General features: G+C 66.3%; 6 protein-coding genes and 1 pseudogene. 2 read left to right on the plus strand and 5 right to left on the minus strand.

What is annotated here, in order from left to right; translation table 11 throughout:
• Positions 1–117, minus strand: a pseudogene (locus JHC57_RS21565) (co-chaperone GroES); the annotation flags it as partial.
• 261 nt (positions 118–378) lie between these two features.
• On the opposite strand from JHC57_RS21565, the gene JHC57_RS21570 reads away from it, so the two are divergent.
• Together JHC57_RS21570 and JHC57_RS21575 are read left to right on the plus strand one after the other, a co-directional pair.
• Positions 379–615 carry a hypothetical protein gene (locus JHC57_RS21570; RefSeq protein WP_294032632.1) on the plus strand — a complete coding sequence of 79 codons (237 nt, stop codon included), beginning with the start codon at positions 379–381 and terminating at the stop codon, positions 613–615.
• The gene (locus JHC57_RS21575; protein WP_294032633.1) at positions 612–881 is read left to right on the plus strand and encodes a protein usg; all 270 of its coding nucleotides are present in this window, start codon (positions 612–614) and stop codon (positions 879–881) included. The genes JHC57_RS21570 and JHC57_RS21575 overlap by 4 nt, the downstream gene beginning before the upstream one ends.
• A 76-nt stretch (positions 882–957) precedes the next feature.
• Here the strand turns inward: JHC57_RS21575 and JHC57_RS21580 are convergent, their stop codons facing one another.
• From JHC57_RS21580 to JHC57_RS21595, 4 genes are all read right to left on the minus strand, one after another.
• Positions 958–2,052, minus strand: coding sequence for an ionic transporter y4hA (locus tag JHC57_RS21580; protein ID WP_294032634.1), 1,095 nt, complete (start codon positions 2,050–2,052; stop codon positions 958–960).
• 35 nt (positions 2,053–2,087) lie between these two features.
• The gene (locus JHC57_RS21585; RefSeq protein WP_294032635.1) at positions 2,088–2,564 is read right to left on the minus strand and encodes an NADH dehydrogenase ubiquinone Fe-S protein 4; all 477 of its coding nucleotides are present in this window, start codon (positions 2,562–2,564) and stop codon (positions 2,088–2,090) included.
• Positions 2,548–3,051: an Hsp20/alpha crystallin family protein gene (locus JHC57_RS21590; protein ID WP_294032636.1), complete on the minus strand. Its 504-nt coding sequence runs from the start codon at positions 3,049–3,051 to the stop codon at positions 2,548–2,550. The genes JHC57_RS21585 and JHC57_RS21590 overlap by 17 nt, the downstream gene beginning before the upstream one ends.
• Positions 3,052–3,143: 92 nt before the next feature.
• Positions 3,144–3,623 (minus strand): Hsp20 family protein, encoded by a 480-nt coding sequence (locus tag JHC57_RS21595; protein ID WP_294032637.1) that lies wholly within the window; start codon positions 3,621–3,623, stop codon positions 3,144–3,146.
• Between the last annotated feature and the right edge of the window lie 236 nt (positions 3,624–3,859).

Here is a 3,859-nt window from a genome sequence, read left to right on the forward strand (position 1 = left end):
CTCGCCTTCCTGCGGCTTTTCCTTGGCGGTGTCGGGGATGATGATGCCGCCCGAGGTCTTCTCCTCGGCTTCGATGCGGCGGACGACCACACGGTCGTGCAAGGGACGGAAATGCATGCATAACCTCCATGTTGCATAACGATATGACAAGCCGGCACGCCTGTCCGGGACGCGCGGCGCGGATGAGCTAGGAAGCGATTTTTTTTGCTTCAAGAGGTTCGGCGAAAATTTTTTCTGCGTGTGGTGGGGTGACAAGCAAATGCCCGTAATCAACGGGCTGAGACCCCTTGACTCGACTCGCTTCCGTTCCAAAATCTGTGGTCTCGGCACCCTGCCGCACGACGAGAAAGGAAAGGCTACAAGGAAGGAGGCACGATCATGTCCGAGCCATTTTCCCGTTTTCTTCATCCCTTCGACGTGGCGCGTCACCCGAGCCTCGAGCCCGAGGTCAAGCGCGCCCTTCTCGCATCCTGGGCATCGGACCGGTCCGCGGTCCGCAACAAGCCCGCGCTCCGGAAACCGCCCGGTGTGCGGCGTGCGGTCCCCGTCGACGATGTGCTCGCCGCGCTGCGGTCGCTCGATGGGGGCAGCGAGCACCCTGCGGCCGGTTCATGAGCGATCGCGCGCTGGCGGCCCAGCTCGAAGGCTATCGGTTGACGACGGCCGAGGTGCATTATTATCGCCCCGATGCGCCGTCGCTGCTCCAGCTCTTCGTCTGGCAGGATTATGATCTCGCGCCCGACTTCCCGGTGCTCCTCGACTTCCTCGATCACTGGCGGCGCGAGATCGCCGCTGCGCTCCATTCGGTCCGGGTCGCGCATCCGCAACTGATCGGTCCGGCCGAATGGTGTGCGGCCAGCGATATATTCTCGATCCGGTGACCGCGCAGTGTTTACTTCGCCTGCGCCGCTGTCGGAGGGGCGGGCTGGACGCGAGCCGGGGAGGTCGGCCCGGCGATCAGGGAAAGACCATCGTGAAGATATAGGCGGCCAGCAGCACGAGATGCACCGCGCCCTGCAAGATCGTCGTTCGGCCGGTTCCGAACGACAAGATCGCGACGCCGAGCGACAGCGCGAGCAATGTCGTGCTTTTGCCGTCGAGGCCGAGCGACAGCGGCCAGCCCATGACGAGCGACGCGGTCGCGACCGTCGGGATCGTGAGCCCGATCGTGGCAAGTGCCGACCCCAGCGCGAGATTGAGACTGGTCTGCAGGCGGTTGCGCCGCGCGGCACGGAGGGCCGCGAGGCTTTCGGGGGCGAGGACGAGCGCGGCGATCGCGACGCCGACGAGCGCGCGCGGCAACAGCGCGGCGGCGATCGCCGCTTCGAGCGGTTTGGCCAGCATCTTGGCAAGGTGAACCACGCCGACGAGTGCGACGAGAAGGAAGCCGAGCGAAACTGCCGCCCAGCACGCGCTCGGCGGCGCGGCATGCGCGTCGCCGGCAAGCGCGTCCACGCCTTCGGGCAGGAAATAGTCGCGGTGGCGAACGGTCTGGACGAACACGAAGGTCGCGTAGAGCAGCGTCGACACGATCGCGGCGAAGATGAGCTGCGGCGCCGTATAGCGGTGCGCCTCGGCGCCCGACGTCATTCCGGGCAGAACCAGCACCAGCGTCGCCATCGCCGCCAGCACGCATAGCGCGGCATTGACGCCCTCGAGCACGAATCGCTGCTCACCATGGCGAATGCCGCCGACGAGCAGGCAGCCGCCCACGACACCGTTGAGAATGAGCATGATCGCGGCGAACACCGTATCGCGCGGCAGCGCGGGGTTCGCCGACCCGCTCAGCATCATCGACAGGATGAGCGAGGCCTCGATAATCGTGACGGCGCCCGCGAGGATCAGGGTGCCGAACGGCTCGCCGACCCGGTGCGCCACGACCTCGCCATGATGGACCGCCGCAAGGATGCAGCCGACGAGGATCGCGCCGGTCAGCGCCAGCGCGATCGTATCCGCTCCTGCCGGATGCCGCCAAAGCGCGGCCAGGCCGGCGGCGGGCACCCACAGCGGCCAGTTCGATGAGACCGCGTCCCGAAGCGAGCGGAGCGTCATGACGTGCCTTTCCGCAAACAGCCCGGCGCTCGACGTCAGCCGACCATCGCGCGAGCATGCCCGCCGCCGCAGGGATCGCTCGCGATCGGGTATCGCCCGCAGCACATCGCGTGGGGGCCGGTAGGCGAACAGCAAAGGACTGGCGGCCGATCGCCCGATAGCCGCGGATGGATCGGACGCCGCGGGCCGTCATCGGCGCGCGCGACACAGAGCCCCTGCCGGCGGCAATAATCCTCGGCCGTCGTCCGGTCGGGAAAATGCAGTTCGATCGTGGCAAGCGGATCGCCGCCTCCCGTCCATCCGGTCAGCGGGTCGGGCTCCGGCCGCCAGCGCGGTGCGAAGCGGAGCCGCCAACGGGATGCGCCCGGCCGACGATAGGGCGCGGACGGCACCGGTTCGAGAATCGCGTGGGCGCCGGACGGAAAGCACCGCCAGTCGGGACCCGCGACATTGTCGTTGGCGATCGGCCCGGGACCGACGTCCCGGACCTGTTCGTCATGCGGCCTGCGCATTGATCGGGATTCGGCGAACCGTCTCGTTTGCCGCCTCGGTCTTCGGCAGGGTGACGGTGAGCACACCGTCGGCGAAGGTTGCGCTCGCCTGATCGCGGTCGATCCCGCGCGGTAGCCCGATGCGCCGTTCGAAGCGGCCGTAGCTCCGCTCCGAATAGCCGCGATCCTTGTCGTCGACCTCCGAGCGCTTCTCGCCGCGCAGGGTAAGCGCGCCATCCTCGACGCTGATCTCGACGTCCTCCCCGCTGAGGCCGGGAAGTTCCGCGGTTACGCGGATATCCTTGCCCGTTTCGGCGAGTTCGATGTGCGGCCAGCCGGCTGCGCGCTCGAATCCGCCGAAGCTCCGAAAGACATCGTCGAACAGCCGGTTCATCTCGCGGTGCAGCGACAGCAGGGGACCCGGCTGGTCCTGCCCGGGCTCGGCGCGCACGGGCACGGGAAGCCGGTTCTCGTGCCGGCTCCAGGGAATGAGATCACGAATTGCCATGGTTCATCTCCTTTCTGGCATGAGGGTTGAAGGCATGGCTCGTCGGCCGCCATTCCTTACGGACTGGCGCCGACGAACCCTTTTCTGTCGGATCAGGCGGCTTCGCGCGCCTTGTCCTGCGGTGCCTCGATCCGGTCGGCGACGGGGTGATCGCTGCCAATCGCGATCTTGCGGGGCTTCATCGCCTCGGGGACGACGCGCTTCAGCTCGATGCTGAGCAAGCCATGCTCGAAGCTCGCGCCGCCGACCTCGATGAAGTCGGCGAGCTGGAAGCGCCGCTCGAAGTCGCGCATCGCGATGCCCTTGTGCAGATAGGCGTCCTTGCTGTCGCTCGCGGCGCGCTTGCCGGTGACGCTGAGCTGGTTCTGCTGCGCGATCACCTCGATTTCTTCGGGACGGAAACCCGCGATCGCGAGCGTGACCCGGTAGCTGTCCTCGCCGTCCTTCACGATATCGAACGGTGGATAGCCTTCCGCGACGTCGCCGCGCGGCTCGGTCTCGAGCAGGTCGAACAGGCGGTCGAAGCCGACCGTCGAACGCCGATAAGGCGTAAAATCAAAGTTGGTTCTCATTTCCAAATCCTCCTTACTGAAGCAATCTGGGCATGAGATGCGCCGGTATGGAGAGCCGGCGCTCTCTATGTCCAGCCGGACCCGGAATTGGCCTCCGGCACCAAAAAAATTAGGGAGCGATTTTCGGGTTTCAAGAGGTCTACGATCACCGCAGCGCCTCGGGAACGGCTGATCCGGATTCTTCGCCACGGCAGCTTTCCGACAGCTTCGGCTCAATAGCCGACCGGCAGCAATCG

The sequence above is a fragment of the Sphingopyxis sp. genome (genome assembly GCF_016463645.1).
Classification (GTDB): domain Bacteria; phylum Pseudomonadota; class Alphaproteobacteria; order Sphingomonadales; family Sphingomonadaceae; genus Sphingopyxis.

Excerpts from the sequence above, each read along its gene's own strand:
- JHC57_RS21575 (WP_294032633.1), top strand. The coding sequence starts at position 612 with ATGAGCGATCGCGCGCTGGCGGCCCAGCTCGAAGGCTATCGGTTGACG.
- JHC57_RS21590 (WP_294032636.1), bottom strand. The coding sequence starts at position 3,051 with ATGGCAATTCGTGATCTCATTCCCTGGAGCCGGCACGAGAACCGGCTT.
- JHC57_RS21595 (WP_294032637.1), bottom strand. The coding sequence starts at position 3,623 with ATGAGAACCAACTTTGATTTTACGCCTTATCGGCGTTCGACGGTCGGC.
- JHC57_RS21580 (WP_294032634.1), bottom strand. The coding sequence starts at position 2,052 with ATGACGCTCCGCTCGCTTCGGGACGCGGTCTCATCGAACTGGCCGCTG.
- JHC57_RS21585 (WP_294032635.1), bottom strand. The coding sequence starts at position 2,564 with ATGCGCAGGCCGCATGACGAACAGGTCCGGGACGTCGGTCCCGGGCCG.
- JHC57_RS21570 (WP_294032632.1), top strand. The coding sequence starts at position 379 with ATGTCCGAGCCATTTTCCCGTTTTCTTCATCCCTTCGACGTGGCGCGT.